The sequence below is a fragment of the Haladaptatus sp. DYF46 genome (assembly GCF_021083305.1).
Classification (GTDB): Archaea; Halobacteriota; Halobacteria; order Halobacteriales; family Haladaptataceae; genus Haladaptatus.
Map to the genome: position 1 here is coordinate 543,116 of NZ_JAJFAY010000001.1, position 26,256 is coordinate 569,371.

Here is a 26,256-nt window from a genome sequence, read left to right on the forward strand (position 1 = left end):
GGTTCGGGCGACGGCGGTCCCGACCGGAGTCGGAACTGATTAGCCGTTCCAGTGACACCGGAGAGGTAAGCCCAAGCGGTTTTCCCGTCTCAACACCTAGGGCCGAAAGGTTCAGTAACAGAATGGACAGCCACCCACCGACCTCCCCGACCTCCGACGACCCCTCCGAGGATGACCTCGAATGGTGCCATCAGGCCGTTCAGGGAGTTTCCCGAACGTTTGCCATCACCATCGATCTCCTCGATGCGCCGATGGCCGATGCCATCTGCGTCGGATACCTCCTCTGTCGTGTCGCCGACACCATCGAGGATGCGGGCCACATTCCGCCCGCCGAACAAACGAGTCTCCTCTATCAGTACGACGCCGTCCTCGACCCGACCGATTCGACGACGATAGACGAGTTCCGGGAGGCGGTAGACCAGTGGATACCGGACGACGAGGGCGACGACGATGCCGACTGGTCCGTGGTCGCGAACGCACCTCGAATCGTCAAAACGTTCGACGCCTGTTCGCCGTCCGTCCGCGAGGCGATTCGACCGCCCGTCCGCGAACTCGTCGGCGGCATGGCGATGTTCGTCGAACGACACGCGGACGAGGGCGGCCTTCGAATCGGAACGCGGGCCGAACTGGAGGAGTACTGCTACTACGTCGCCGGAACCGTCGGCGAACTCATCACGAACCTCGTCTGTCGGGACGCGGACTCGGCGCAAGCGAACCGCCTCCGCGAAACGTCCGAGTCGTTCGCACTCCTCCTGCAACTCGTCAACGTCACCAAGGACGTGTACGTCGATTACCACGACGAGAACAACGTCTACCTCCCCGAGACATGGCTCGAAGACGCCGACGTACCACAGGACGACCTCTGTGATCCCGAACACAGCGACGACGTCGCGGACGTCGTCGCCCGAACAGCGGACCACGCCCACAGTTTCACCGACGACGCCCAAACGTATCTGGAGAGCATGCCGCGCGAACGCGGCAATCGCCTCGTCGCGTGGACGATTCCCTACCTCCTCGCCGTCGGCACGCTTCGTGAAGTGCGAAAACGGCCGGAAGACGCGCTTCGCCGCGCCGGAGTCAAGGTGTCCCGCGAGGAAGTCCACGCCCTCATCACCTCGCTCGCGGGCGGCGTCGAACGCGAAACACTGGGCGAGTTGCGGCGCACGATTTCTGAACGGCCGTTCCACCTGTCCTGATTTTCGGTTGGTCGCTGTTCTCGATTCGTCTACGATATCGGTACCGTCGACAGTCGTGGCTCAGTATTCGTAAAAGCCCCTACCGGTTTTCTTGCCGAGGTCGCCCGCGTCCACCTTGCGCTTCAACAGATAGGCGGGTTTGTATCGGTCGCCGAGTTCCTCGAACAGCGTCTGACTGGCGTCGAGACAGATGTCCAGTCCGATGTGGTCCGCGAGCGTGAGCGGACCCATGGGGACGTTCGTTCCGAGCGTCATTCCCTTGTCGATGTCCTCCTTGTCCGCGACGCCCTCGTCGTAGGCGCGGATGCCCTCGTTGATCCACGGCATGAGGATGCGGTTGGTGACGAATCCGGGTTTGTCGTCGGACTCCCACGTCTCCTTGCCGAGTTCCTCCGCGAGGTCGTGGGCGAGGGTGACGACGGCCTCGTCCGTCTTCTCGCCGACGACCAACTCGACGCCCTTCATGATGGGGACGGGGTTCATGAAGTGCAGGCCGACGATTTTCTCTTCGCGGTCGGTGACGCTGGCGATGGTCGTTATCGAGAGCGTGCTGGTGTTCGTGGCGAGGACGACGTCCTCGGGAAGCACGTCGTCCAACTCCGCGAAGATGTCCTGTTTGATGTCCATGTTCTCGACGGCGGCCTCGACGACGAAGTCACAGTCCGCGAGGTCGTCGAGTTTGGTCGTACCCGTAATATTCGAGAGCGCCTCGTCGGCCTCTTCCCGACTCATCTTGTCCTTTCCGACGAACCGGTCGAGACTGCTCTCGATGGTGTCGAACCCGTTTTCCACGAACTCCGTCTCGATGTCGCGCATGACCACGTCGAACCCGTTCGTCGCGGCGACTTGCGCGATGCCGCTGCCCATGGTGCCTGCCCCGATCACGCCGATGCTGTCGATGTCGGAAAGCGTCCGCATGGTGGCGACTGCTCCGGGAGCGGTTGTAAGGATAGCGGAACGCGAGCGGGAGGACAAAATCTGTTGACACAGTAACTATCCGGACAGGTCGGATGGCGAAACATTCAATATGAGTGAGTGGGAGAAAGAAACGAATCGGTGAGGGCAGTGAGGGAACACGAGACAGGCGAAGATGACGTGACCGAACCGACGGACGTGAAATACGTCGGACCAGCGACGGCGGCGGTTCTCGAAGGCGTGTCGTTCGGCGTCGAGGACATCCGGAACCGAACCGTCTCCTACGAGATGCTCCGCGGAGCGGGCGTCAATCCGGGCGTTGCGGGGCGTCTACGGCGCGAACACTCCCTTTCGTGGTCGTTCGAGTCGGGCAACGACCTCCGAGGACGGTCCACGCAGGTCCGCGGTCTTCGAGACGAAGAGCGCGCGTGGATCGCGGCCAGTTCCGGCGACTGGGAACGTGAGACACCCGAAACGGCCACGACCGACGGGAGCGGGGACGCGAAGGCGGAGGAAGCGGCGTGGCGCGACCGGAGCAGTCCCGACCCCGTGACCGACGTGCCGGAAATCGACGAGCGACTGGCCGAGGAACTCGCGGAGGCGGGTATCACCTCGGTTCGGAGTCTCGCCATCGCCAACCCGGAACGAGTCGCAGACTCGCTCGCGTTCGACCAAGATCGAGTTGTCGAATGGCGCGATTCCGCCCACGAACTGCTGTGAATTTACTACTATCGTAGTTTTCTATTCGCACAATAGAGCTATTGAGAAGGCTGAAATCAATCGTTTAGGTTCGGGCGCTACCAGTACACTCTTATATATCGTCGGCGCAGTTCGGAATGATGATTCCGCTGACTGACTCGCAAGTCACGCGAGACGGCAAAGCACTCATTCTCGCTCACGACCACGGGCTGGAACACGGACCGTCAGCCGACTTCGGCTCCGTTCCGGAGACGCTTGACCCCGAGAAGGTGTTCGAAACCGCGACCCACGACGCGGTCACGTGCCTCGCTGTCCAGAAAGGCCTCGCGGAGACGTACTACCCCTCCTACGAGGACGACGTGAACCTGCTCGCCAAACTCAACGGGACGAGCAACCTCTGGATGGGCGAACCGTACTCGCCCCAGAACTGGACGGTCGATTACGCCGCCGAACTCGGCGCGGACGCCGTCGGGTACACCGTTTACTCCGGTTCGAACCACGAGTGTAACATGTACGAGGACTTCCGCGACGTGCAGGAGCGGGCACACCGCGAATACGACATGCCCATCGTCATGTGGTCGTACCCGCGCGGACAGGGCCTCAAGAACGACACCAAGGAGAGCACCATCGCCTACGCGACCCGAATCGCGCTCGAAATCGGCGCTGACATGGCGAAGGTCAAATATCCCGGCTCCCGCGAATCCATGGAGTGGGCGGTCAAGTCCGCCGCGGACATGCCCGTCGTCATGAGCGGCGGTTCGAAGACCAGCGACTACGACTTCCTCTCCAGCGTCGAAGCCGTGATGGACGCCGGTGGTTCCGGACTCGCGGTCGGTCGCAACGTCTGGCAGCGCGACGACCCCGAGCGAATCCTCGACGCGCTCGAAAAGGTCATCTTCGAGGGCGCAACCGCCGACGAAGCGCTCTAACGATGGATACGGTTGAAAAAATCATCGCGACCGTCGCCGCCGCCGCGCCCGAAATCCGCGGCGGTCTCACCGGCCGCCGTCGGAAGGCGGACGAGGAGAACCCAAGCGGGGAAATCCAGATGGCGGCGGACGTGTGGGCCGACGAGCACCTCGAAGCCGAGTTGACCGCCATCGACGGGGTCGGCGAGTTCGCGAGCGAGGAACGGGAACACGTCGTCGAGTGTGGCGAGGGTCTGTCGGTCGCCGTCGACCCGCTCGACGGGTCGTCGAACCTCAAATCGAACAACTCGATGGGAACCGTCGTCGGCGTCTACGACGCGCCGCTCCCGGCGAAGGGAACCGACCTCGTCGCGGCGGCGTTCGTCCTCTTCGGCCCCATCACGACGATGATGGTCGCCCGCGACGGGTCGGTGACGGAGTACGTCGTGGAGGACACCGCGGTGCAAGGCACCGCGGAAGAGTCGAGCGGCGAAGCGCCGCGAGACGGCGAACGACGAGTCGTCACCGAGGACGTCTCGCTTCCGGACGACCCCACCGTCTACGGGTTCGGTGGCCGCGTTCCGGACTGGCCCGAGGCGTTCACGGCCTACGCACGCGAGGTCGAGAACGAACTCAAACTACGCTACGGCGGTTCGATGATCGGGGATGTGAATCAAGTACTGACCTACGGCGGCGTGTTCGCCTACCCCGGACTGGAATCGCGCCCGGAGGGAAAGCTCCGTCTCCAGTTCGAGGCCAACCCGATGGCGTACATCATCGAGTCCGCGGGCGGCCGGTCCTCCGACGGCGAGACGTCGATTCTCGACGTGACGCCCGAGGGGCTTCACCAGCGAGTGCCGCTGCACATCGGCAACGAGGACCTCATCGAGCGTCTCGAATCGACGCTATAGCGCTTCGGACCGTTCGTTTTTCTTTCGGGGTTGTGGACGGGTTTCCCGGCCGTTAGGCGACGGATCACGTTTCGAGCGACTGGTTCGTTCCTCCCGTCGTGGTTCCGGGAGTCGCCGGTGTCGTTTGCGGTCCGGCCGTCGTCGCAACCGTCGTGGGGCCAGCGGTCGCGGTCGGGCCGCCGACGGTCGTTTGTGGTACGGTGGTCTGGCTGGGACCGCCGACTTGGCGGATACACGCCTGCAGGTCGCTCTGCTGTGTCGTCGCGACTTGCTGGCCGTTCGAGTCGAATATCGTCGCGTTGACGAAGACGTACCCGTCGGCATCCAAGTCAGCGGTCGTGTTCGTCCACGACACCGTCCCGTTCGGCTGCTGTACGAAGTCCGCCGCCGAGACGTTCCGTGTCACCAGCACGCCCGACTGCGGGTTCGAGGCGTTCACCAACACCGCCTGCATCCGATAGTCGGCCGGTTGCGCCGCGTTCACCGTGATTCGCGTACAGGTCAGATTCACGCTCGCCGGTGCGATAGGTGGTCCGGTCGTCGCCGTCGTGGTGTTCGTCGTAGTTGTCGGCGGCGCAACGGTGGTCGTCGTCCCGTTCGGCGTCGTTGTCGTCGGAGTCGTCGTGGCGTTCGTCGCGGTGGTCGTAACCGGATTCGGTGTGGTGGTCGCCGGTGCGGTCGTTATGGTAGCTGGCGGTGCCGCGGTCGTCGGGTTCTGAGCGGTGGTCGACGGAGTCGATGTCGCCGGTTGCGTCGTCTGCGTCGGCTGTGCCGTCGGTTGCGCTCCGCCGCTCGCCTCGTTCTGGGCTACCGACCGAAGCGTTTCGGGCGGAACGGTCGTTCCCGGTTGTAACTCATCCGACGCCTGTGACGTCCCCGAGAGGGCTGCCTGTCGGATCTGATCCCCGTCGGTTACGCTTCCCGCGGTCGCTCCCTGCGTCGCGCCGGCGGCCGCGCCGAACGATATCGCCTGCACTTGCCGGACGGTCGCCTGCTGCACTTGCGTGATTCCGCCGAGCGCCGCCCCGCGCGAGGCCGCCTGCAACTGCGTCACCGACGCTTGCTGGCTCTGTGAGATAGCTCCACTCGATGCTCCCTGCGTTGCCGCCTGTACCTGTTTAACGGAGGCTTGCTGGCGTTGGCTCGCCACGACGCCACCCGCACACGCCCCTCGGGCGGCAGCCTGTACTTGCGTGACGCTCACCTGCTGACTCTGCGTGATGGCACCCGACGCCGCCCCGACGCAGGCCGACTGAATCTGTGTGATACGGACGGTCTGAACCTGCGTGATGCCTCCCTGTGACGCCCCTTTCGCGGCGGCTTGAATCTGTTCGACGTTCACGACCTGCTTCTGGACGGCTCCCTGCACCGCGCCCTGTGCCGACCCCTGTGCGACGACCTGAATCTGGACGATGTTCACGACTTGAATCTGCGTGACGCTCAACGCGCCGGCGGCCGCGCCGCGGCAGGCCGCCTGAATTTGCTTGACCGTCGCTTGCTGGACCTGCGTGAGTCCACCCGTCACGGCACCCTGTGCCGCCACCTGAATCTGCGTTACGGACACCTGCTGAACCTGCGAGACGGCACCCGCCGCGGCACCGCGACACGCCGCTTGCACCTGCTGGACGGTCGCCTGCTGAACTTGCGTGACGCCGCCGCGCGCCGCACCTATCGCGGCACCTTGCACCTGTTTCGCGTTCGCGCGCTGGGCTTGGACCGCGCCGCTCGCGGCCCCTTGCGTCGCGGCCTGTATCTGTTTCACCGAGACGCTCTGTCTCTGATCGAGTGCGCCGAACGCGGCCCCCTGTCCTGCCTCCTGAATCTGTGAGACGCTCGCTTGCTGGTTCTGCGTCGCGCCGGTTGCCGCGCCCTGTGCACCACCCTTCGCTGCGGCCTGCACCTGCGAGACGGTCGCTCGTTGGCTCCCGGCCGTCGCACCGTGTGCTGCGCCGAACGCGGCGGCCTGTATCTGCGTCACCGTGGCCCGCTGGACCTGCGTGGTCGCACCGGCGGTCGCACCCTGTGTCGCCGTCTGAATCTGCGTGACGTTCGCGTCCTGACTCTGGAGGAGGGTCCCGTGTGCCGCGCCGCGCGCCGCCGCCTGAATCTGCGTGACGTTCGCCTGCTGGTTCTGGGAGACGGACTGCACTGCACCCTGCACGGCGGCTTGACGCTGCTGTTGGGTGATCGTGACTCCTTGTCTCTGTGCCAACGACGCACCCTGCACGGCACCGAGCGTGGCGGCCCGTTCACGGGCCGACTGATTTGTCGCCGTCCGTTGGAGGAGAGCGCTGTTTCCCTCGCTCGCCGGTAACAGCGGAAGCGTGGCTGTCGATGCCGACGGTGCTGGCGGCGTGGCGGACGTTGCTGAAGCCGATTCGGGCGATTTCGAAAGCGAAACGACGCCGATGCTTGCGGTGCTGACGAGGAGTACGAGGAAGAGGGCGAGTGCGGCCCGTGCGAATCGAGTCATCGGATACGACTCACACGGCAATGGCGCACGTTAACTACGGGCATCGTTAATTCCGTTCTCCGAATCACCGGCCAATATCGGTCTTGATTGCCGAATCCGAAACCACCAATACCGGAAGTAGTGAAAGATAATCGACAGGGTAATACACGTTTCGAGCGACCGTGGCTGTTCGCACACGGACCCGAATATAATCGGTGTTCCATTTATACGAAATAAAACTCTTGGGGCCGATGATTTCACTTTCGTTGCCAGTTTTCTAGGTGTCTAGATTCACCCTTCTTTATCCATGCTGGTCAACTGCTGTTGAGCGTCGCATGAGCAACGAGTCACCATACCGTGATGACACGGGGAACCGCCCATCGGGACAACCCTCCCACGTACTTCGCGCCGAACCGGCAGTGAGCAGACCATCGTTCGATGACATCTTCGAACTGTTGTCGAACAAGCAACGGAGATACGCCATCCACTATCTCTCGACGACGGCGGACGGCGTAGCGACGCTTTCCGACCTCGTCGATCAGGTCGTCACGTGGGAGACCGAAACGTCGGCCGACGATGTTCCGGACGATTACCGACGGCGTGTCGAAGCATCGCTTCACCACACGCATCTCCCGAAACTCGCGGACGCGAACATCATCGATTACGATCCACGGAGCGAATCACTTCGGTACTGGGGTCAACCCGTTCTCGAAGAGTACGCGGAGCACGTCGCGGCGATGGAACTCCCCGACCAGTAGTCCGTCTCGATTCGTTCCGCACTGCTCTCCCCCCCGCAGACGTTTCTAACCCTCCCCCTCTCGTTTCCTTTTTCCGCCACTTCACCCACTCGCCGAGAAAATGTTGCCGCGATGGAAAGGGAAAACGGTTTGAAATCGCCTCACGGATTCACATTCATGAAAGTTCGTATCGGAACGGAGGCGACCGAGGAGGAAGCCTCGGCGATCGCCAGCGCGCTCGCAAAACACGTCGGAAGCGAGGTGGAGGTGTTCGTCGGCGACGCGGACGAACCGACGGCCACGTGGAGCGACCCCGGCGAACCGCCGGAAGACGACCTCGGACCGACGGAACGGGAAGAACTCCTCTGGGGGGAAATCGAGGACATCGAGTCGGGCGGGAAGGAAAAATACAAAGAACGCCTCTCGGAGAAGGGCAAACTGTTCGTCCGTGATAGACTCGACCTGTGGTTCGGAGAGGAAGGACTGAAGTTCGAGGACGGCCGGTTCGCCGAGTTCGACGCGGACGACCGACTGCCCGCCGACGGCCTCATTACCGGCGCGGCGGAGTTCGAGGACCGTGACCTACACTTCATGGCGAACGACTTCACCGTCAAAGCCGGAAGCATGGCCGCGAAGGGCGTCGAGAAGTTCCTCCGCATGCAACAGCGTGCGCTCCAGAACGGGAAACCCGTCCTCTACCTGATGGACTCCTCGGGTGGCCGCATCGACCAGCAGTCCGGGTTCTTCGCCAACCGTGAGGGCATCGGGAAGTACTACTACAACCACTCGATGCTCTCGGGACGCGTGCCACAGATTTGCGTCCTCTACGGGCCGTGCATCGCCGGGGCCGCCTACACCCCGGTCTTCGCGGACTTCACCATCATGGTCGAGGGAATGTCGGCGATGGCCATCGCCTCCCCGCGGATGGTACAGATGGTCACGGGCGAGGACATCAGCATGCAGGACCTCGGGGGCGCACACATGCACGCCGAACACTCGGGAAGCGCGGACCTCGTGGCCCGCGACGAGGAACACGCCCGCGAACTCGTCGCAGACCTCATCACGTACCTGCCCGATAAGGCACACGAGAAACCGCCGCGAAGCGAGCCGAAAGCGCCCGAACGGTCCCCGGAGGGCATCGACGGCGTCATCCCGAACAGTCCGAACCGGGCCTACGACATGACCGACCTGATAGAGCGCGTGGTCGATGCCGACTCCTACTTCGAACTCAGGCCGGACTTCGGCGGGGAAATCATCACCGCCTTCGCGCGAATCGACGGGCGACCCGTCGGTATCGTCGCCAACCAACCGGCACAGCGCTCCGGGGCCATCTTCCCGGACGCCGCCGAAAAGGCCGCCGAGTTCATCTGGAAGTGCGACGCGTTCGAGATTCCGCTCCTCTACCTCTGTGACACGCCGGGCTTCATGGCCGGGTCGCAGGTCGAGAAGGACGCGATTCTGGAGAAGGGGAAGAAGATGATTTACGCAACGTCCTCCTCCACCGTCCCGAAACTCTCCGTCGTCGTGCGGAAGGCCTACGGCGCGGGTATCTACGCCATGTCCGGTCCGGCCTACGACCCACAGAGTATCATCGCACTTCCGTCGGGTGAAATCGGTATCATGGGACCGGAGGCGGCCATCAACGCCGTCTACGCGAACAAGCTGAACGACATCGAAGACGAGGAGGAACGCGCTCAACGCGAGCGGGAACTCCGCGAGGAGTACCGCGAGGACATCGACGTCCACCGCATGGCGAGCGAGATGGTCATCGACGACATCGTTCCGCCGAGTACCCTCCGCGAGGAACTCGTCCAGCGATACGACTTCTACGCCGGTCTGGAGAAGGACCTGCCGGACAAGAAACACGGCACGATTCTGTAGAGGGACGGAGATCGGTCGATTTAGACCCCGTTTAAGCCGCATAATCCGGTTCATAATAAAGCCCCGTTCGGGTGTGCCTGCGGATGTACGTGGAATACCCCGCGCCAGCATCCATGAGTCACCAACCCCTTTCGTTTCGATATCAGCGCACGGATTGGCTCGATTTCGGTACCATCGAGCGACTGCTCTGGGCCGTCGTCCTTCTCGCGCTCGTGGGTGATTTGCTCACGACGTACGTCGGGTTGCGGGCGGGGCTCGTCGAATCGAATCCGGTCGCACGCCACGCGCTCGGCCGATTCGGCTTCCTCTCGCTGGTCGGACTGAAGGCGTTCGCGCTCGCCGTCGGATTCGTGGGCCGGACCCTCGTTCCGCGGGAGTACGCCGCGTTCGTTCCGGTCGGCCTCGCCGCCCCGTGGGTGTTCGCCGTCGTCGTCAACCTCTCGCTGTTCCTGCCTTAAGGTTTCTTCAACGAGAGAACCGTTCGCTCGAACTCACACACGAGCGTCTCGTCGTCGCCATCGACTGTGAAGACCTCGACCTTCATCGTGACGACGCCGCGTTCGCCGTCGCTCGTCTCGCGCTTGTCCGTGACCGTGGACTGGGCGCGAATCGTATCTCCGTGAAACACCGGTTCCGGGTGGGAGACGTCGTCGTAGGAGAGGTTGGCGACGATGGTTCCGTCCGTGGTGTCGGGAATCGACACCCCCACGGCGACGCTCATGGTGTACAGTCCGTTGACCAACCGCTCGCCGAACTGGGTGTCCGCCGCGAAGTCGGCGTCCAGATGGAGCGGCTGTTGATTCATCGTCATATCGCAGAACCGCTGATTGTCGCTTTCGCTGATGGTACGTCGCTTTTCGTGTTCGATGGTTTCACCGACCTCGAACTCCTCGTAATACAGCCCCGTCATGCGAACGTCTGCGTCGAGCGAGGGAAAAATCCTGTCGGTCTGGGGGCGATTGTTGCAACCGCTCCCAATCGTTGCGCGTTCGATAGCCCCCCGTAAGCAGCCCATAACAAAGAGGCTAGTATTCGAACGGGGTGATGCTCAGGCCAAAGTCAGGTCAGGACAAATATGAAAGAACGAAACACGCGACAGGCGAGGGAGAAGCGTCGTGAGGGAACGGAGCGGACACGAGGTGACGGTGTCGGTTCGAACACGACTGACGTGTTCGATCGAGCGGTGACGCCCGACGACGCCACGTTCATCGCCGACGGCGGTATCGATTCCGGGCCGAACGTCCGAATCGGTGCCCCCGAACCCGGCGTCGAAGGGGAACCGACCACCCTGACGATGCCAACGGGCGAGGGCAGACGTGCTCACGCACGGTGGTGCGCTCACGTCGGCGGGCCGGTCGAAACCGCCCCCATCATCAGGAATCGGTCGGTGTACGTCGGAACGGAGAACGGATTCGTCTGCAGCATCGACCGGTTGGACGGCGTCAGCAATTGGCTGTTTCAAGCACCGAACGCGGTCGGTTCGCCGGTTCCGGGTGCGGAGTTCACCTACGTCGGCGACCGGAGCGGAAACCTGTTCGCGCTGGACGGGGCGACGGGAACGCGGGAGTGGACCTTTCGAACCGATGCGGGCGTCGAGGAGTCGCCGATACTCCTCGGCGATTCGCTCTACGTCGCGGCGCGAAACGGACGGGTGTCCACGCTCGACGCCGAAACCGGGGCGGAAACGTCGTCGTTCAGAAGTCCGGCACGGGCGCTCACGTCGATGCAGATCGCCGGAGACACCCTCTATGCGACCGGCCTCGACGGCGGTCTGTTCGCCCACCGACTGTCCGACGGCGACGAACGATTCCGCTTTGCGCCCTCGCTCGCCATCGCGGGTACGCCCGCAGTCGTCGGCGATACGGTGTACGTCGGAACCGTGGACGGGGACCGAATCTACGCGCTCGACGCCGAAACGGGCGAGACGGAGTGGCGATACGAGGCCGACGCCGGGATTTGGTCGTCTCCCACTTTCGTCGGCGGGACCGTCTACGTCGGCTGTGCGAACGGGGACGTTCTAGCGCTCGACGCGGCGGACGGAACCGAACGCTGGCGCGTCGAAACCGGTGCGCACGTGTGGGGGTCGCTCGCCGTCACGGACGAACTGGTGTACGTCTGCAACGACGACGGACTGCTCGTCGCACTCGACCGCGCCGACGGCGGCGTCAGGTGGTATTTCCACGCACGGGATTCGCTGGTCGGGTCGCCGGCCGTCGGCAGCGACGCCGTTTACGTCGGTGACGTGGCCGGAACGGTGTACTCACTTCCCCTGTAATCCGCTCCTGAAGCGTCTCCCGGTCCTGCTTTCCTCTCTCCGTCCTTCTCCTCTTCACTTCCTTCGTCCTTTTCCGTTCCCTTCGTTTCCTCGTCTCTCCCTTCGCTCGGTTACTTTCGTCGCTCGCGCGGTCCACACCCGCCCTCTCGTTTCACCCTCCCGATGATCGTGTTCTTTCGCGACCGTCGTGCCGTGGTATTGCATGGCGACGCGGTGACGGATGGTAAGGTCTTTCTCGCGGCGCTCCCGACTAAACGGGCAAGCCTGTCGGAGGCGTCCACACCATGGCATCTACTGGGAAGCAGACCACGGACGAACCGGAAACGGCGGTAGAAACGGCACGACGACAACTCGAACGCGCCGCGGCGCACCTCGACGTCGACCCCGGCGTCATCGCGCGCCTGCAACACCCCGACCAAGTGCACCGCGTCTCGGTTCCGCTGAAGCGGGACGACGGCGACACGGAGATATTCACGGGCTACCGCGCACAGCACGACAGCGTGCGCGGGCCGTTCAAGGGCGGTATGCGCTACCACCCCGGCGTCACCGAGGAGGAGTGTATCGGTCTCTCGATGTGGATGACGTGGAAGTGCGCCGTCATGGACCTCCCGTTCGGGGGAGCGAAAGGCGGCATCGTCGTCAACCCGAAGGAACTCAGCAACGAGGAGAAAGAACGGCTCACCCGCCGGTTCGCCGAGGAACTGCGCGACTTCATCGGACCGATGCGCGACATTCCCGCCCCCGACATGGGAACCGACGCGCAGGCGATGGCGTGGTTCATGGACGCCTACTCGATGCAGGAGGGCGAAACCCAACCCGGCGTCGTCACCGGCAAACCGCCGGTCATCGGCGGTTCGTACGGCCGCGAGGAGTCGCCCGGTCGCTCGGTGGCCATCATCGCCCGCGAGGCGTGTGAGTACTACGATTACCCCCTCGAAGACACGTCGATAGCCATTCAAGGGTTCGGGAGCGTCGGCGCGAACGCGGCGCTCTCGCTTCACGAATGGGGCGCGAACATCGTCGCCGTCTCCGACGTGAACGGCGCGATTTACGACGAGGACGGCCTCGACATCGACCGCATTCCGACCCACGAGGAGAAGCCGGAAGCCGTCACGACGTTCGACGGCCACGACCCGATTCCCAACGAGGACCTCCTCGAACTCGACGTGGACGTCCTCATCCCCGCCGCAATCGGCAACGTCCTCACCAAGGCGAACGCCCGCGACGTGCAGGCGGACATCATCGTAGAGGGTGCGAACGGCCCGACGACGACCACCGCGGACGAGATATTCGAGAAGCGCGACATCCACGTCATCCCCGACATACTCGCCAACGCGGGCGGCGTCACGGTCTCGTACTTCGAATGGTTGCAGGACATCAACCGCCGTCAGTGGTCGCTCGAACGCGTCAACGAGGAACTCGAATCCGAGATGTTGAACGCGTGGGACAACGTGCGCAGCGAGGTCGAGGAGCGCGGCGTGACGTGGCGTGACGCCGCGTACATCGTCGGCCTCTCCCGCATCGCGAAAGCGCATCAGGCCCGGGGACTCTGGCCCTAACTCGGGTTCAGTGGTCGACCTGTGTGGAATACGGACGAAACGAACGAAACGGACGGTCCTTTTTCCTATCGAAAAGAGGCGTTCAACTGACGCGTGGATGGACAGCGATCATTCGAAAGCAGCGACGGTTACCTGTTGGACAGCCCCGCTCCGACTGCAACGCCGATTGCCATTCCGATTCCCACACCGAGCGCGATGTTGTCCAGTGCGACGCCGAGTGCGGCACCGAGAGCGACACCGAGACCGATACCCATTCCCATGTTGGAGTCCGAATCGGTTTCCGAGTCCGCGTCTACCTCTTTCGTTCGAGTCATGACGATACACTGGTCGAAGAGGTGATAAACCTATCTCGTCGGTGGCCGGACCCGACGCAGCGCACCGCTTCGACGACGAGTTTGGCGACTTCGAAGGCGACACCGATGCCGAACCCGAGCGGAACGTTTCCGATCGGGACGCCCACGGAGAGGGTGAGGCTCGCGACCAACAGGAGTGCGATCCCCAACTGCTTTCGTTCGATAGTTCCGACTTCCACCATACTACTATCCATATTTCGGATGGTATAACTATTCCGTCAGGAATGGGGAGACCATCCGGATACCCCTTCGGTGGCTTAAAATCGACACCACGCGTCGCCTCCTCTATGCCACGACGAAGCGTCATGTTCACGCCGGGCGACCGACCCGAGATGATGCGGAAGGCTCCCGGAGCGGGGGCCGACGTGATAGTGTTCGACTTGGAGGACGCCGTTTCTCCCGAGCGGAAGGGAGAGGCACGAACCGCGGTTCGTGAGGTACTCACGGATCCGGCGTTCGACCCGGATTGCGAGGTGTGCGTTCGCGTCAACCCGACGGGGATCGCGGCGGACGACGACCTCCGCGGAATCGCGGACGGCGCGAAAGCGGTCGATTGCGTCATGCTTCCGAAGACGGAGTCGGCTACCGACGCGGAAACGTTGGCCCGACTCCTCGACGAACACGACTGTCGGGCGCCTATCCTCGCACTGATCGAAACCGCGAGCGGCGTCCTCAACGCCGCCGAAATCGCCGCCGTGGACGAGACGGACGCGCTCGTGTTCGGGGCAGAAGACCTCTCCGCCGACATCGGGGCGACGCGGACGGACGAGGGGACGGAGGTCCTCTACGCGCGGGAACACGTCGTCATCGCGGCGAGCGCGGAGGGCGTGAACGCCATCGACACGGTGTACACCGATATCGGAGACACGGACGGATTGGCCGAGGAGACGGAGTTCGCGATTCGCCTCGGCTTCGACGGGAAGATGGCGATTCATCCCGCACAGGTAGCTCCCATCAACGAGGCGTTCACGCCCGACCCGGAACGGATCGAGTGGGCGGAGTCGGTACTCGAAGCCAAAGCGGAAGCCGACGAGGAGGGACGGGGGGTGTTCAGGGTCGACGGCGAGATGATAGATGCGCCGCTCATCGCGCAAGCCGAGCGGGTGATGGAGTACGCTCGCGCTGACAACTGACTCGTGCCATTATATCACATTTAGGGGTATTAGCTCATCCTTATTTCGTCATGCTTAACAGTGGGTGGGTGGCATTGACAGACGATGTCCGAACAAGCCAATCCGTTCGAGAGCTTACAGGAACAGATCGACGACGCGGCGGAGTATCTCGACGCGTCCCCCGATGTCCTCGAACGGCTCAAGCACCCCCAGCGGATACTCGAAACGAACCTCTCCGTCGAGATGGACGACGGTTCGATCGAGACGTTCAAAGCCTTCCGGTCGCAGTTCAACGGCGACCGCGGCCCGTACAAAGGAGGCATCCGCTACCACCCCAACGTCAGCCGCGATGAAGTGAAGGCCCTCTCAGGATGGATGGTGTACAAGACCGCCGTGGTGGACATCCCCTACGGCGGCGGGAAAGGCGGCATCATCATCGACCCCGACGAGTACAGCGAAGCGGAACTGGAGCGCGTCACGCGTTCGTTCGCGAAGGAACTCAGACCGTTCATCGGCGTGGACCAGGACATCCCCGCACCCGACGTCAACACGGGCCAGCGCGAGATGAACTGGATTAAGGACACCTACGAGAAGCTCGAAAACACCACCGAACCGGGCGTCATCACCGGCAAAGCGCTCGAAAGCGGCGGCAGCGAGGGTCGCGTCGAGGCGACGGGTCGCTCGACCATGCTCACCGCCCGCGAGGCGTTCGACTACCTCGGCAAGGAGATGGAGGGCGCGACCGTCGCCGTGCAGGGCTACGGGAACGCCGGATGGATTTCCGCGAAACTCCTCGAAAACCTCGGCGCGAAAATTGTCGCCGTGTCGGACTCCAGCGGCGGTATCTACAACTCCGACGGACTCCACGCCCGCGACGTGAAAGACCACAAAAACGAGACGGGAAGCGTCGTCGGCTACGCGGGTACAGAAGAGGAGATCAGCAACGAAGACCTCCTCACGCTGGATGTGGACCTCCTCGTTCCCGCCGCGCTCGAAAACGCGATCGACGGCGACCTCGCACGGGACGTGCAGGCCGACGTCATCGTCGAAGCCGCAAACGGGCCGCTCACGCCCGATGCGGACGACGTCCTCACGGAACGCGACGTGCACGTCTTCCCCGACATCCTCGCCAACGCGGGCGGCGTCACCGTCTCGTACTTCGAATGGGTACAGAACCGCCAGCGCTTCTACTGGTCCGAAGAGCGCGTCAACGAGGAACTCGAAGACATCGTCGTCTCCGCGTTCGACGACCTCACGAGCGCCTACGAGGAACACGACCTGCCGAGTTTCCGAACCGCGGCCTACGTCGTCTCCCTCCAGCGCGTCATCGACGCCTACACCGAGAGCGGCAACTGGCCCTGAACGCGGAACCGACCTCTCGCGAATTGGCTTTCGTACCCGGCAATCGTCTGTTCGAACGGTCGTTACGGGCGGAAAACCGCCGACCGAAATCGCCGACCGAAGCATACTTTTCACTCGAATCGACACCGTTACTAATGACGACTGCGGTTTATTTCGACCTCGACAACACCCTCCTCGAATACACCGAGCCGTTCGGCGAGATCGCTGCTCGGTCGTTTCCCGTAGAACCGACCGAAGAGATGCTGGTGACGTACTCGGATGCGGTGTTGGAAGGAATTACCGAACTGCGGGAGAAACCGTACGAACGCGCTTTCGCCGCGGTCTGCGAGAGGTACGAACTCGATGCGGACCCGGTTGCGCTGGCGACCACACACATCGAAAACGAGGCCGAAGCCACGCGCGTTCGCCCGTCCGTTCGGCGACTGATCGAAGCCGTCTCCGCTCGGTGTCCGACCGGCATCCTCACGAACGGGGACGGACGGGCACAGCGTCGGAAAATCGACGCACACGGCCTCGAATCCCTCGTGGACACCGTCATCATCTCGAACGAAGTCGGGGCACGGAAACCCGACCCCGCGATATTCGAGGAAGCGAAACGACGGCTCGACGCGGACGAGTTCATTTACATCGGCGACACGTTCGAGGAGGACATCGTCCCCGCTCGTGAACAGGGGTTCGGGACGGTGTACGTCGGCGACGAGGCCCGACCGGATGCCCCCGTTTCGGCCGTCGATATGACGGAACTCGCGGCCGTACTCCTCCCGTTGGTGGAGTCCGACCGACGATAGATTCGGTCGACGAACGGGCATAAGCACACGACAAATTGAAGGTTTAGAAGTGTCTAATTCCGACCAGTGATGCTAAGCGACGTGATGGAAGACTACTTGAAAGCCATCTATACGCTTCAGAAGGAGGATGGGGGGCCGGTTGCGACCTCCGAAATCGCGGAGTATCTCGGGGTGACGCCGCCCACGGTCACCAGCATGGTGGAGAAGCTAACGGATCGCGGACTTCTCGACCGCGAGAAGTACAAGGGCGTGGAACTCACGCCCGAGGGCGAGACGGTCGCCCTCGAAGTGCTTCGACACCATCGACTGCTCGAATCCTATCTGACCGAACACCTGGACTACTCGTGGAGCGAAGTCCACGAGGAGGCCGACCGTCTGGAACACCACATCAGCGAGGAGTTCGAACAACGCGTGGCCGACGCGCTCGGGAACCCCACGGTCGACCCGCACGGCGATCCCATCCCCGACGCGAGCCTCTCGCCCATCGACGATGACGACACGACGCGCCTGAGCGAACACGAGGAGGGACAGCGTGTCGTCGTCGCGCGCGTCAGTGACCGCGACGACGAGGAGTTGCGCTATCTGGCCGACGCGGGTATCACGCCCGGCACGGAGATGGAGATCGTGGACGTGGCCCCGTTCGGGATGGTGACGGTCGCGGTGAACGAGGGGGAACAGAGCCTTCCGGAAACCATCGCCCGGTCGATTCGCGTCCGGGCGGTCGTCGAAGAACTCGCGTGAGATGGTGGGAACAGCGACCCCGTTAGCGACCGGTCTACAGCACGTCATCCATCGGTACGAGGGCTACGGGCCGGTGGCGGCCGCGTTCCTCGCCAACCTCCTCGCCACGTTCGGGGACAAGGGACAGCTCGTCGTCGTCACGCTGGCTTCGCGCTACGACGCAAAGCGGGTGTTCGTCGGCGCGATGGCCGCGTTTACCCTCTGGAGTACCGTCGAAATCGCGTTCGGTCACGTCATCGTTTCCGTCCTGCCCGGAACCGTCATCACGGTCCTGACCGGCGGCCTGTTCGTCGTCTTCGGCCTCTGGACGCTACGGAGTGCAGTTTCGAAGTTCACCGAGGAGTCCGACGACCGACCGCTGTTGACCGCCGGTGGGATGGACGTGGGCGTGACCGGCACGGTGATTCCCGACGGTCTGCTGACCCGAATGGGGGCCTACGGCGGCGTCCTGACGACGTTCGTGTTCATCCTGTTCGCGGAGTTCGGGGACAAGACCCAACTGCTGACCATCAACCTCGCGACGACGTTTCCGAACTCGCCGCTCTCGATATTCGTCGGCGTCATCGCGGCGCTCGGACTCAGAACCGGCCTCGACGCCGTCATCGGCGAACGGTTCGAGCGCATTTTGCCGACGAAGTGGCTCGAACTCGTCGCCGCGTTCGTCTTCCTCGCCTTCGGCGCGCTGGTGTTCGCCGAGTGGCAGGGTTTCCTCTAACCGCGCTCTTTTACTCGTTCCGGGCAAAACGGACGGCAGATGCTTGAGGTTCTCGTCTCGGCGCTCGCGGGCGTCGTCCTCGGTCTCTCGCTCGCCGCGCCTCCCGGACCGATGAACGCCGTCATCGCCGAGGAGAGCGTTCTCCGCGGCTGGCGGTCGGGGTTCTTCGCCGGACTCGGTGCGATGACGGCGGACGCCTGTTTTTTCGTCCTCGCGCTCGCGGGCGTCGTCGCCATCGTCAGGGAAGCGCCGGCCGTGCGCGGCCTCATGGTCGGCGTCGGCGGCCTGTTGATGCTGTACTTCGCCTACGGAGCGGCACAGGATGCCACGTCGACGTTCACCGATGACACGGTGGACGAGGGGGCGAGAGGGTTCAGAAAGGCGTTCGCGCTCGCCATCACGAACCCGTATCAGATAATCTGGTGGCTCACCGCGGGCGTCGGCCTGCTCGACCCCGGAAAATTGGACGTCCTCTCCGGACTGCCGGGAAACCTCACGATCACGACCGGCGGGCCGATAATAATCGTCGGATTCTTCGCGGGAATCGCCTGCTGGATAACCGGTTTTCCGGCGGCGCTGTCGGCGGCCGGAAAGCGCGTCGATTCGTTCGCTCCCGCCGTCGCGTACGTGAGCGCGGGCGTCCTCGCGCTCGCCGGGATCTCCTTCGTCTACGACGCCGCGACGACGTTCCTATAATCTACATCCGTCGGTCAGCGTCCGCCGCCGCGCGGCGACCCCGACGGTTCGGCGTCCATCTCCGGGACCTCCTCTTCGAGCCATTCGCGGAACCATTTCACGCGTTTGAGCCGACGGTGGGCGATGTCCTGTGCCGTCTCGCTCTGGACGCGGGACGACGCGTCCTTTCCGCGTTGCAACACCCGGTCCACCATCTCTGCGGCGGCCATGTGCGTCCGCGCCTCGTAGCCCATCCGAAGCAACATCAGGGCGGTTCCGTTCGCACCGACCTTGTCCAGCATGTCCGCCTCGATGAGGCTCTGTGCCTCCTTCGAGAGGCGCGACAGGTCGCCCTGATACGAGTGGTCTTCGACGGCTTTGCACACTTGGTCCACGAACGATTCGGGGAACTCGCCGTGCGATTCCAGATACTCGCGGGCGACGCGCGCGCCCTCCTCGGCGTGGACTTCCTGGTCCGCGTCGAGTTTGGCGATATCGTGGAACAGCGCGGCGACGCGAGCGACGTCCACGTCGGCACCTTCCCGTTCCGCGATGGTCTCGGCGAGGTTCACGACGTTGAGAATGTGATTGAACCGGTAGTCGGCGGAGTGCCACGGGTACCACCGCATGCGTCCCCCGCTTTCCTCGTTCTTTACGCTTGCCGCGAGATACTCGTACACAAACGTCTTCATGTCCTCGAATTCCGATTCGGAGACGGGTGACCCCTTAATCTCGACACCCACAGAACTCCCTCCATTGTTCGGCGTTCGTACTCATTACTGATACAAACGCACGATTCGCTCTTTAGCGTTACGACGAGGTCATTAAGTGACGGGTGCTCTTCTCCCCGTGTATGACCGAGGCGCTGTATCTCGACGCGACGGACGAGCGGGAGTTCGAGGCCACGGTCGAACGCGTCGCGGGCGACCGCGTCGTACTCGACCGAACCCTGTTCTATCCCGAAGGCGGCGGCCAACCGTACGACACCGGGGTTCTCGAATTCGAGGACGAGACGTGGAACGTCACGGACGTGCAGAAGAAAGACACCGTCTACCACGCGCTCGACGGGACGCCGCCCGAGGAGGGAACGACCGTCACCGGACGAATCGACTGGGACCGACGCTACGCCCATATGCGATATCACACGGCCCAACACCTCCTCTCGGCGGTGCTGTTGGAGGAGTACGACGCGGAGACGACGGGCAATCAGTTGTACGCCGACCGCGCGCGAATCGACTGTGGCTACGAGCGGTTCACCGACGAGGAGTTCGGTCACATCGAGTCGGCCATGAACGACCGCATCGACGCGGGACTGGCGGTCAGTTGGTACGAGATGGACCGCGACAATGCCGAGTCCTCCCTCGATCCGGAACGGACCCGAATTCACCTCCTTCCCGAAAGCATCCGCGAAATCCGCATCGTGGAAATCGAGGGGACCGATAGAACCGCCTGTGCGGGTACCCACGTCGAACGAACCGACGAACTCGGCGAGTTCCGAATCACCGGCCGGGAGACGAAGGGAAGCGACGAGGAGCGCCTGAAGTTCGTTCTCGAATAAAGCCGAGCGGACGGAACGAGCGACCCGGACGATTCTCACTAGGCGGGTCGGTTCGGAACGAGTAATCGCTCGTCTTCGAGCGGGAAGGAGTCCATCCTGTCGAGCGTCATCTCCGCGAGCGCATCGCTCCGGGCGGAGTCCTTTTTCGCGTGCATGTACGCTTCCATCGTCCCCGCTTCGTCGGCCGTCGGAACGAATCGAACGGCGGTTCCGAGCGGCCCGGTTTCGAACAGGAGGTAGGCCTGCGGGAACGAACACAGCGACGGTGCGATCAGTTCGCGCACGCCCATCGTTTCCGCGACTGCGGGGACGTGCAGGTGGCCGGAGACGTGCAACGGAACGTCGTGACCGGAGAAAACGTCCGCCAGTTCCGTCGCGTTGCGCATCGGGAACGACGAGCGCCACGAGTGGGGGTCTTTTCCATCGGACTGTCCCGGAAGGTTGTGATGTGAGACAACGATTGGTGCGTCCGTCTTCGGAAGCGTTCGGTCGAGCCACGCGAGTTGGTCGTCGGAGATACGGCCATCGTGGCAGTCCGAAAGCGTTCCGTCGGGCGTCGAGGCGCTGTTCAGACCGATAACGTCCACACCGCCGACGCGCTCGTGAAACGGGAATCCATCCGGGGTGAACTCCGACTCGAACGACGAGAGCGGCGGCGTCTCGTGGCTGTCGAAGGACTTCGGAACGTCGTGGTTTCCGGGGACGGCGACGTACGGTACGTCGAGGTCGGCCAGAAGCGAGCGAACGGTTTCGAAGTCCTCGACCGAACCGTCCTCAGTAAGGTCGCCCGCGAACACGACCGCGTCCACGTCGCGGGTATTCGCGTCCGCGATCACGGTACGGAGTCGTTCACGGGTTCGGTGAAACACCTTCCACGTGCCACGTTTTTCGGTCGAAACGTGGGTGTCGGAGACGACGGCGATCGTCGTTCGTGTCTCGCTCCGCGGATGGGAGAACCGAGCGAAAAGGGGGCCCGCAGTGGCGTTCTCGGTCGGTGGTTCGCTGACGGCCTCGATGGGGCGGGACTCGTTCTGAAATTCCGCCGGTATCCCGTCTTCGATCATCACGTGTGTAAACTTCGGCAACGGCTATAAGTCTAACCACGGATGTATATATTTGATGCCATAGTCTATATAGTTCTCCCGGAACGGTGTTATTTCAGTCACGTCACGTCCAATACACGTGTCTGACTGACTTTCATTACGTCGCACGTCGAAACGATGGACGAGGATGAGTACGAGAAGCCTCCAAGGAATCGGAACAACAACGACGGCGACGGGTTCGTCGTCATTCTCCTATCTCAATAGGGGATTGCAACTAGTGGGACTGTTTTTCTTCATCAACGGCATTTACGTGGCGTTCTTTTCGTCGAGTATACTGACCACGTTCGGTTACTACTCGGTCGTTATCGCCGCCATTTGCGTAGTGCTGTCGCGACTGATTTCGCCCGACGATCCGCTCATCTCGCTCGAAACCCAACGAAAGATGAAGCGATTGGTGAGTCGTTCGGGATCAGCCCGCTCGCGTTCCCGCGGACGTCGAACGAACCGGAAATCGGGGTTCGACATTCGTCGGTACCGCCAGTCGGTCGCACGAGCGGTTCAGCGAATCGACGTGACCCGCTTCACCTCTCGCGGTAACGGCCGCGACCGCCTCTGATTTTTGTCGTTCTTACCCTCCTATCCGTTTTTATCGCCGAGAGCGGCCGTACAGCGTCGGCGTCCCGTTCTCCTGAAAATCCCCGTTGTCGTACACGCTGAGTTTGACGTAACCCCTCGTGAGCAACCTGTCGAGGGGCGGTAACCCACGTGGTCCGAAACGAAGCGACAGACATAACGATCCATCCTCCTCGAAGTGTGCATCCGTTACGGACATGTCGTACCGGCCTTCTTGCTCGTACTTCATGATGTCCTTCATCTGATAGTAGATATTACAAATGTGGCGGGATGGTATCTGTCTTGTTTCCATTCGTCATTTCATAAGACGATATAAACATACCGTCTCGCGGCGTAGTATGTTTTCTCCGTTTTACGTCACTGATACTAAATGCGGAACCTCGTGAAGCGATTCGAACGGTTTCGTCTGGATGACGTCCTGCCCTCGGAATGGTCCGATTTCTCGACGACAGGTTCTTCCACGGACGGGGTTATCACCGAATTCGGAGCGTTCTCGAATATATCGATGGATCTCGGAACGTCGGCAAAAATACCTCGTGGGCTCGACCATTCGTGGTAGTATTCCAGCGTTACCCTCAATGTGGAACGGCTTGATACGAGGAAATAGGGTCTTGAAACCGGCAAAAGATTATTTATGGTCTCTCGCGCCAACAGTAACGTACTACGTATGAATCGCCATCGATCCATCGCAGTCGTCCTCGTTCTCTCCGTTCTCCTCGCCGGTTGCGCCGGACTTGGTGGGACGGATACGACCACGACGACAACGACCACGGACGCACCCACGGCAACGAGCACGTCGGCAGCGACAACGACGTCGTCGAACGGTGGAACGACGACCACCACGGAGACGACTACGACGGCCGCTTCGACCACGGAGACCACTACCACGACAGTGGAATCTTGGTCGCCGCCGAAGTCCCCGAACACGCCGCTCGACGACAAGCGAAACGGCGGTAAAATGGGTCGCCTGAAGAAGGTCACGCTCGTGGACAAGGTCAAAGCCAAGAACGGAAACGGCTACTCCAACTTCAACGTCGAAGTCGTGGCCAACACCAGCCTGCCCAACGTCGACCCCGAACCGCTGGTGGACGGTGACCCGTACTTCCTCGTCCGGATCAACGGCAAGAACGTCGGGCGTACCGGCGTCCGCTTCCAGCACGACGAGGGAACCTACTCCGTCGAAATCGAGGAGGGTGCCTTCGAGCAGTTCAACGACGGCACGCTCAAAGTGACCGTCTACATGCTCGACGAGGACCACCAGCACGACGACATCTACGGCAAGTGGACCGGGACGATCACGTACAGTTCGAAGTGACGACGGTTGCCCGTCGATGTCGTGATACTCCGTCCATCATGCAGCAGTAAATTCCATCAAGTATATTAGTTTCCACTTATTATTTTGAGGATACATACCATCAATTCGGATATCGACTGCGAGTTAGATGTCGGGTGACTAGACACGTTTCCCCGCCGGTTTTCCGATACGCAATTAAACCTTCACTCAGCTTGCTACTAGTATGAGCCGTTCACGATTCCGATTCAACCGACGTACACTCGTTGTACTCTTACTTCTCGGCATCGTGCTTCCTGCGATCCTCTGGGCCGCGGGAGGTACGATAGGAGACGCGAGTCCCTCGGTCAATGCCAACGTGACCGAACGCTACCGCTCCATCGACGCGTTCACCGGAACGCAGTCGGTCACGATGCGAACCAACGGTACCGTCACGTCCCGAAACGTCGCCACCGTCACGCTCGTTCCGGGTACTAACCGGAAACGGATCCGCTTTCAGAACGCATCGGATCGGCGGTACGAACTACAGGTCTCGAACGGCTCGACGCTCTGGCTCCACGATATCGACCAAAACGCCGTGACCGCCGTCGAGTTGACGGGACCACCGACCGATTCGCAAACGGCCACCCGACTCCAACTGCTCGTCTCGGCCGCGGGGTTGACCGACGACGCGGGCCGGCCCAAATCCGTCGGTATATCGCCGTTACCCGTCTTGTCGCGACACACCGGCACCGCCCCACAAATGGACGCGAACCGTAGTTACGCCGTCGAGTTCGTCGAGACCGATACCGTCGGTGGGCGGGATGCGTACGTGCTCGATATTACCCCCACGACCAACCAGAGCGGAGCTCACTACAGACAACGGCTGTGGGTCGACTCCGAACGGTTCTATCCGCTACGCAAGCAGACGGCATGGACCGCCGATGGCACCCAGCGTTCGGTGACGACGACGTACACGAACATGACGTTCGACGTGCAAGTACCGGCGGACGCGTTCCGACCCGACATAGACGCCGACACGAAAGTACGGCGACCGGACACCCCTCGGACGGAGTGGTACCGAAGCAGAGCGGACCTGGAAGCACGGAGTTCGATTTCAGTGCCGAAACCGACCGTGCCGCCCGCGTTCGAACTGGTCTACGCCACACGAACGAACGGCCGTATCAACGGGGTTGGACTCCGCTACGCCGCCGACGGACGCGAACTCACGGTTGCGAAGTTCAACTACACCCTCGACATCGACTCCGACGAACGTGACGTGACGATCAACGGTCATCCGGCGACCATCGACCACGGACCGACCACGTCGCTCTCGTGGGACTGCAACGGCTACGGCTACACCGTCCGGGGAACCGGCGTCAAAATTGAGCGTTTAATCGAAGTCGGCCGTTCAGTGGTTTGTCCAGCCTGAAACCCCACGAATTTCTGGGTCAGAAACTCGCCCCCCTTTTATATTATCTAACGGTCCCTTCGTTAAAATGCGATGGGCTCCGATAAACTGACAACGTGCTCCCACACCGGAAGTATGGTGATGTGGCCTCTGACAGCACGGTGTCCCCCATCGCGTTCACCGCTGACGCAGCAGTCCCTCCACAGTAACGCTGTACAGCTTCGACAGCCCACATCATACTCCCGGAATCGGTCGCCGCAACCCCTCCGCGCTCAAAACCCATGAGCCTATTAATCCGACCGATAGTCATTCGACTGAAACGTGAGTGAGGATCCAGCACTGGGTGAGCTTCTCGACGTCCTCAGCGACGAGTACGCCCGGAAAATCCTCGCAGCAACGAGTATCAAACCAATGTCCGCAAAACAGCTTGCCGACGAATGCGAAATGTCCCAGCCGACGGTCTATCGCCGAGTGGAACGATTACAAGCGCACGGACTCCTCGAAGAGCAGACCAAGATTCGGACCAGCAACAACCACTACAGCGTTTATACGGCCACGCTGTCGGAAGTTTCTATCGAGTTGGACACCGGGTCCTTCGAGGCGGCCGTGACGCGCACCGACGACGAATCGTTCCCCGGAGAAGGTGAGAGCGACACCGCCGACCGCTTCAAAAAGATGTGGGAGGACCTCTGAAATGCCATCCATTGCCACCGTCATCGACTGGGTTATCGTCGTCCTCGCCCTCGGGTCCACCCTCGTCGGTGGCTACGTGGGATATCAGGCCTACCGCGGGTATCGCCGCCACGACAGTCGAACGATGCAAGCGCTCTCCATGGGCCTGTTTTTCCTCACGGCCGTCGCGTTCGGCATCGCCTTCGTTGGCTCGCTGCTCCTCCGCGAGGGCTACATCGGTTTGCAGTATCAACAACCGCTCACGCTCGTCACGCGACTGTTTCAGTTCCTCGGCGTTCTGCTCATCGCCTACTCGTTGCATTCGCGAGGGTAGTCCGCTCGCTTATCGTTTCTCCTCTTTTCTCGCTGCGCGGACATTCGGCTTATGCA

29 protein-coding genes are annotated in these 26,256 nt (G+C 62.2%); 21 read left to right on the forward strand and 8 right to left on the reverse strand.

Translation table 11 applies throughout. The features are described 5' to 3' along the window. Nucleotides 1-122: 122 nt before the first annotated feature. On the forward strand, nucleotides 123-1,196 hold the full coding sequence (locus LJF34_RS03085) for a phytoene/squalene synthase family protein (RefSeq protein ID WP_231183161.1): 1,074 nt from the start codon (nucleotides 123-125) through the stop codon (nucleotides 1,194-1,196). Nucleotides 1,197-1,256: 60 nt separating this feature from the next. Here the strand turns inward: LJF34_RS03085 and LJF34_RS03090 are convergent, their stop codons facing one another. After that, complete coding sequence (locus tag LJF34_RS03090; RefSeq protein WP_231183162.1) at nucleotides 1,257-2,114, reverse strand: 3-hydroxyacyl-CoA dehydrogenase NAD-binding domain-containing protein; 858 nt, start codon at nucleotides 2,112-2,114, stop codon at nucleotides 1,257-1,259. A 138-nt stretch (nucleotides 2,115-2,252) separates the two neighbouring features. On the opposite strand from LJF34_RS03090, the gene LJF34_RS03095 reads away from it, so the two are divergent. The 3 genes from LJF34_RS03095 (at nucleotide 2,253) to LJF34_RS03105 (ending at nucleotide 4,629) form a co-directional block, all read left to right on the forward strand. After that, nucleotides 2,253-2,831 (forward strand): helix-hairpin-helix domain-containing protein, encoded by a 579-nt coding sequence (locus LJF34_RS03095; RefSeq protein WP_231183163.1) that lies wholly within the window; start codon nucleotides 2,253-2,255, stop codon nucleotides 2,829-2,831. A gap of 119 nt (nucleotides 2,832-2,950) precedes the next feature. Further along, nucleotides 2,951-3,739, forward strand: coding sequence for a class I fructose-bisphosphate aldolase (locus LJF34_RS03100; protein ID WP_231183164.1), 789 nt, complete (start codon nucleotides 2,951-2,953; stop codon nucleotides 3,737-3,739). Between the two features lie 2 nt (nucleotides 3,740-3,741). Further along, nucleotides 3,742-4,629 (forward strand): class 1 fructose-bisphosphatase, encoded by an 888-nt coding sequence (locus LJF34_RS03105; protein ID WP_231183165.1) that lies wholly within the window; start codon nucleotides 3,742-3,744, stop codon nucleotides 4,627-4,629. 64 nt (nucleotides 4,630-4,693) lie between these two features. Here the strand turns inward: LJF34_RS03105 and LJF34_RS03110 are convergent, their stop codons facing one another. Next, a complete protein-coding gene (locus LJF34_RS03110; RefSeq protein WP_231183166.1) occupies nucleotides 4,694-7,102 on the reverse strand; it encodes a hypothetical protein in 2,409 nt (802 codons plus the stop codon). Nucleotides 7,103-7,416: 314 nt separating this feature from the next. Here LJF34_RS03110 and LJF34_RS03115 point away from each other — a divergent pair, with 314 nt between their 5' ends. The 3 genes from LJF34_RS03115 to LJF34_RS03125 all read left to right on the forward strand — a co-directional run bounded on the left by LJF34_RS03115 (nucleotide 7,417) and on the right by LJF34_RS03125 (nucleotide 10,157). After that, nucleotides 7,417-7,839, forward strand: a complete 423-nt coding sequence (locus LJF34_RS03115) for a hypothetical protein (protein WP_231183167.1) — start codon at nucleotides 7,417-7,419, stop codon at nucleotides 7,837-7,839. Nucleotides 7,840-7,995: 156 nt separating this feature from the next. Then, on the forward strand, nucleotides 7,996-9,699 hold the full coding sequence (locus LJF34_RS03120; protein ID WP_231183168.1) for an acyl-CoA carboxylase subunit beta: 1,704 nt from the start codon (nucleotides 7,996-7,998) through the stop codon (nucleotides 9,697-9,699). A 113-nt stretch (nucleotides 9,700-9,812) separates the two neighbouring features. Then, the gene (locus LJF34_RS03125; RefSeq protein WP_231183169.1) at nucleotides 9,813-10,157 is read left to right on the forward strand and encodes a DUF5658 family protein; all 345 of its coding nucleotides are present in this window, start codon (nucleotides 9,813-9,815) and stop codon (nucleotides 10,155-10,157) included. On the opposite strand, the gene LJF34_RS03130 is transcribed toward LJF34_RS03125, so the two are convergent. Then, nucleotides 10,154-10,609, reverse strand: a complete 456-nt coding sequence (locus LJF34_RS03130) for a MaoC family dehydratase (RefSeq protein ID WP_231183170.1) — start codon at nucleotides 10,607-10,609, stop codon at nucleotides 10,154-10,156. The genes LJF34_RS03125 and LJF34_RS03130 overlap by 4 nt on opposite strands. 165 nt (nucleotides 10,610-10,774) lie before the next feature. On the opposite strand from LJF34_RS03130, the gene LJF34_RS03135 reads away from it, so the two are divergent. After that, entirely contained in the window at nucleotides 10,775-11,974 is a 1,200-nt protein-coding gene (locus LJF34_RS03135) for a PQQ-binding-like beta-propeller repeat protein (RefSeq protein ID WP_231183171.1), read from the forward strand. A 284-nt stretch (nucleotides 11,975-12,258) separates the two neighbouring features. Next, entirely contained in the window at nucleotides 12,259-13,533 is a 1,275-nt protein-coding gene (gdhB, locus tag LJF34_RS03140; RefSeq protein WP_231183172.1) for a glutamate dehydrogenase GdhB, read from the forward strand. Nucleotides 13,534-13,661: 128 nt separating this feature from the next. Here the strand turns inward: gdhB and LJF34_RS03145 are convergent, their stop codons facing one another. Both LJF34_RS03145 and LJF34_RS03150 read right to left on the reverse strand, forming a co-directional pair. Further along, entirely contained in the window at nucleotides 13,662-13,847 is a 186-nt protein-coding gene (locus LJF34_RS03145; protein WP_231183173.1) for a hypothetical protein, read from the reverse strand. Continuing rightward, nucleotides 13,844-14,068 carry a hypothetical protein gene (locus LJF34_RS03150; RefSeq protein ID WP_231183174.1) on the reverse strand — a complete coding sequence of 75 codons (225 nt, stop codon included), beginning with the start codon at nucleotides 14,066-14,068 and terminating at the stop codon, nucleotides 13,844-13,846. The genes LJF34_RS03145 and LJF34_RS03150 overlap by 4 nt, the downstream gene beginning before the upstream one ends. Nucleotides 14,069-14,173: 105 nt before the next feature. On the opposite strand from LJF34_RS03150, the gene LJF34_RS03155 reads away from it, so the two are divergent. From LJF34_RS03155 to LJF34_RS03180, 6 genes are all read left to right on the forward strand, one after another. Further along, nucleotides 14,174-15,019, forward strand: coding sequence for a CoA ester lyase (locus LJF34_RS03155; RefSeq protein ID WP_231183175.1), 846 nt, complete (start codon nucleotides 14,174-14,176; stop codon nucleotides 15,017-15,019). Between the two features lie 84 nt (nucleotides 15,020-15,103). Further along, nucleotides 15,104-16,360, forward strand: coding sequence for a Glu/Leu/Phe/Val dehydrogenase (locus LJF34_RS03160; RefSeq protein WP_231183176.1), 1,257 nt, complete (start codon nucleotides 15,104-15,106; stop codon nucleotides 16,358-16,360). Nucleotides 16,361-16,494: 134 nt separating this feature from the next. Further along, on the forward strand, nucleotides 16,495-17,148 hold the full coding sequence (locus LJF34_RS03165) for an HAD family hydrolase (protein ID WP_231183177.1): 654 nt from the start codon (nucleotides 16,495-16,497) through the stop codon (nucleotides 17,146-17,148). A gap of 69 nt (nucleotides 17,149-17,217) precedes the next feature. Further along, nucleotides 17,218-17,889 (forward strand): metal-dependent transcriptional regulator, encoded by a 672-nt coding sequence (locus LJF34_RS03170; RefSeq protein ID WP_231183178.1) that lies wholly within the window; start codon nucleotides 17,218-17,220, stop codon nucleotides 17,887-17,889. A 1-nt stretch (nucleotide 17,890) separates the two neighbouring features. Beyond that, entirely contained in the window at nucleotides 17,891-18,604 is a 714-nt protein-coding gene (locus tag LJF34_RS03175; protein WP_231183179.1) for a TMEM165/GDT1 family protein, read from the forward strand. Nucleotides 18,605-18,643: 39 nt separating this feature from the next. Beyond that, the gene (locus LJF34_RS03180) at nucleotides 18,644-19,300 is read left to right on the forward strand and encodes a LysE family translocator (RefSeq protein ID WP_231183180.1); all 657 of its coding nucleotides are present in this window, start codon (nucleotides 18,644-18,646) and stop codon (nucleotides 19,298-19,300) included. Nucleotides 19,301-19,314: 14 nt separating this feature from the next. On the opposite strand, the gene LJF34_RS03185 is transcribed toward LJF34_RS03180, so the two are convergent. Then, nucleotides 19,315-20,022, reverse strand: coding sequence for an HD domain-containing protein (locus LJF34_RS03185; protein ID WP_231183181.1), 708 nt, complete (start codon nucleotides 20,020-20,022; stop codon nucleotides 19,315-19,317). 110 nt (nucleotides 20,023-20,132) lie between these two features. Between LJF34_RS03185 and LJF34_RS03190 the strand changes: the two genes are divergently transcribed. Then, nucleotides 20,133-20,837 (forward strand): alanyl-tRNA editing protein, encoded by a 705-nt coding sequence (locus LJF34_RS03190; protein WP_231183182.1) that lies wholly within the window; start codon nucleotides 20,133-20,135, stop codon nucleotides 20,835-20,837. A 38-nt stretch (nucleotides 20,838-20,875) separates the two neighbouring features. Here the strand turns inward: LJF34_RS03190 and LJF34_RS03195 are convergent, their stop codons facing one another. After that, nucleotides 20,876-21,901, reverse strand: coding sequence for a metallophosphoesterase (locus LJF34_RS03195; RefSeq protein WP_231183183.1), 1,026 nt, complete (start codon nucleotides 21,899-21,901; stop codon nucleotides 20,876-20,878). Nucleotides 21,902-22,067: 166 nt separating this feature from the next. Between LJF34_RS03195 and LJF34_RS03200 the strand changes: the two genes are divergently transcribed. Further along, the gene (locus LJF34_RS03200) at nucleotides 22,068-22,496 is read left to right on the forward strand and encodes a hypothetical protein (protein ID WP_231183184.1); all 429 of its coding nucleotides are present in this window, start codon (nucleotides 22,068-22,070) and stop codon (nucleotides 22,494-22,496) included. Nucleotides 22,497-22,526: 30 nt separating this feature from the next. Here LJF34_RS03200 and LJF34_RS03205 read toward each other — a convergent pair whose 3' ends face one another. Then, entirely contained in the window at nucleotides 22,527-22,742 is a 216-nt protein-coding gene (locus LJF34_RS03205; protein WP_231183185.1) for a hypothetical protein, read from the reverse strand. 438 nt (nucleotides 22,743-23,180) lie between these two features. Here LJF34_RS03205 and LJF34_RS03210 point away from each other — a divergent pair, with 438 nt between their 5' ends. The 4 genes from LJF34_RS03210 to LJF34_RS03225 all read left to right on the forward strand — a co-directional run bounded on the left by LJF34_RS03210 (nucleotide 23,181) and on the right by LJF34_RS03225 (nucleotide 26,200). Then, nucleotides 23,181-23,828, forward strand: coding sequence for a PEGA domain-containing protein (locus LJF34_RS03210; protein WP_231183186.1), 648 nt, complete (start codon nucleotides 23,181-23,183; stop codon nucleotides 23,826-23,828). 202 nt (nucleotides 23,829-24,030) lie between these two features. Continuing rightward, nucleotides 24,031-25,215 carry an outer membrane lipoprotein-sorting protein gene (locus tag LJF34_RS03215; RefSeq protein ID WP_231183187.1) on the forward strand — a complete coding sequence of 395 codons (1,185 nt, stop codon included), beginning with the start codon at nucleotides 24,031-24,033 and terminating at the stop codon, nucleotides 25,213-25,215. A 300-nt stretch (nucleotides 25,216-25,515) separates the two neighbouring features. After that, nucleotides 25,516-25,887: a helix-turn-helix domain-containing protein gene (locus tag LJF34_RS03220; protein ID WP_231183188.1), complete on the forward strand. Its 372-nt coding sequence runs from the start codon at nucleotides 25,516-25,518 to the stop codon at nucleotides 25,885-25,887. A 1-nt stretch (nucleotide 25,888) separates the two neighbouring features. Then, complete coding sequence (locus LJF34_RS03225; protein WP_231183189.1) at nucleotides 25,889-26,200, forward strand: hypothetical protein; 312 nt, start codon at nucleotides 25,889-25,891, stop codon at nucleotides 26,198-26,200. Nucleotides 26,201-26,256 lie beyond the last annotated feature (56 nt).